The organism is Mesorhizobium sp. M7A.F.Ca.US.014.04.1.1 (assembly GCF_003998745.1).
GTDB lineage: Bacteria > Pseudomonadota > Alphaproteobacteria > Rhizobiales > Rhizobiaceae > Mesorhizobium > Mesorhizobium ciceri.
This window is the reverse complement of record NZ_RZRW01000934.1, coordinates 1-1,504: the sequence shown is the minus strand read 5'-3', so window position 1 is coordinate 1,504 and position 1,504 is coordinate 1. Positions and strand designations below refer to the sequence as shown.

Below are 1,504 nucleotides of genomic sequence, written 5' to 3'. Positions count from 1 at the left end.
CGCCACGCCCACCACCGTGCCGCCGGTGCCATAGCCGGTGACGAAGCAATCAAGCCGCGAGCCGGCGAAATCATTGACGATCTCGCGCGCCGTCGTTGCCTCGTGGATGGCGGCGTTGGCGGTCGTCTCGAACTGGCGGGCAAGGAACCAGCCATTGGCCTCGGCCAGTTCCACCGCCTTCTTGTACATGCCGAAACCTTTTTCTGCGCGCGGCGTCAGCACCACCTTGGCGCCCAGCATGCGCATCAGTTTGCGGCGCTCGACCGAAAAACTGTCGGCCATCGTGACGACCAGCGGATAGCCCTTTTGCGCGCAGACCATGGCGAGGCCAATGCCGGTGTTGCCGCTGGTCGCCTCGACCACCGTCTGGCCCGGCTTCAGCGCCCCGCTGCGCTCGCCCTCCTCGATGATGTTGAGCGCCAGCCGGTCCTTCACCGAGGCGCCGGGATTGAAATACTCGGCCTTGACGTAGATCGTCGCGTGGGACGGTCCGAGATTGTTGATGCGAACCACCGGCGTGTCGCCGACGGTGTCGAGAATGCTGTCGAACAGGCGGCCGCGCCCGGCCGTGGTTCTGATCTTCTGCTGCTGCAACATCTTGGTCTCCTTGATTGTCATCGCGTTTTGTCTTCACGGGCCGGTTACAAACCGGCGGGCTGGGCGGCGAGGTTTGGTGACCTTGCCGCGCTAGGACTGACATGCCGCACAGCGGCAATGCCCGTATCCGGCGCTGATATCCGCTGCCGGATGCGCCGTGTCGTGTTTGGTGATACAGGAGAGGCCGACAGGCCAGCGTGGGAGCAGGCGTGGAAACGCACGTGGAATCCACTCGATCGAGGCCGGACGGCGACATGCCGGTCCTTTCCGTGCGCCTGCTCGGACCGCTGATGATCTCCCGCGACGGCGCTCCGGTTGCCCTGCCCGCGTCACGCAAGCTGCGCGCGCTGCTCGCCTATCTGGCGCTGGCGCCGCATCCGGTCAGCCGCAGTCGCCTGTGCGAGTTGTTGTGGGATGTGCCGAACGACCCAAGGGGCGAACTGCGCTGGTGCCTGAGCAAGCTGCGCGGCGCGCTTGACATGCCGGCCCGGCGCCGGGTCTCCACCCAAGGCGATACGGTCGCACTCGATCTCGACGATTGCCTGGTCGATGTGCTGGAGGTCAGCCGCGCCGCCGCGCAAGGGATCGGCACGCTTGACGTCGAGCGCTTGCGCGTGCTGGCCGGACTGTTTGCCGGCGATTTCCTCGACGGGCTGGAGCTCGAGCGCAGCCCGCATTTCAACAGCTGGCTGATCGCGCAGCGCCGCCGCTTCAGCGCTTGCCATGCCGCCGTGCTGGAACGCCTTGTCGCGAGCCTGCCGGCTTATAGTGACGAGGCGATCGCCCATCTCGACACATGGGTGGAACTGGCGCCGTTCGACACGTGCGGACATCTGGCGTTGCTGTCCAATCTGGCCGGGCGCGGCGAGGTCGGCGCGGCCGAAGCGCATCTGCCCGCGGCGGGACG

Annotated in this window: 1 protein-coding gene and 1 pseudogene; one reads left to right on the top strand and one right to left on the bottom strand. The window is 66.6% G+C overall.

All coding sequences use genetic code 11. The features are described from left to right. On the bottom strand, window positions 1-597 hold a 597-nt coding region (locus tag EOA22_RS33265), incomplete at its 3' end, for a pyridoxal-phosphate dependent enzyme (RefSeq protein WP_127390594.1). A 254-nt stretch (window positions 598-851) separates the two neighbouring features. On the opposite strand from EOA22_RS33265, the pseudogene EOA22_RS33260 reads away from it, so the two are divergent. After that, window positions 852-1,504: pseudogene (locus EOA22_RS33260) on the top strand (transcriptional regulator); the annotation flags it as partial.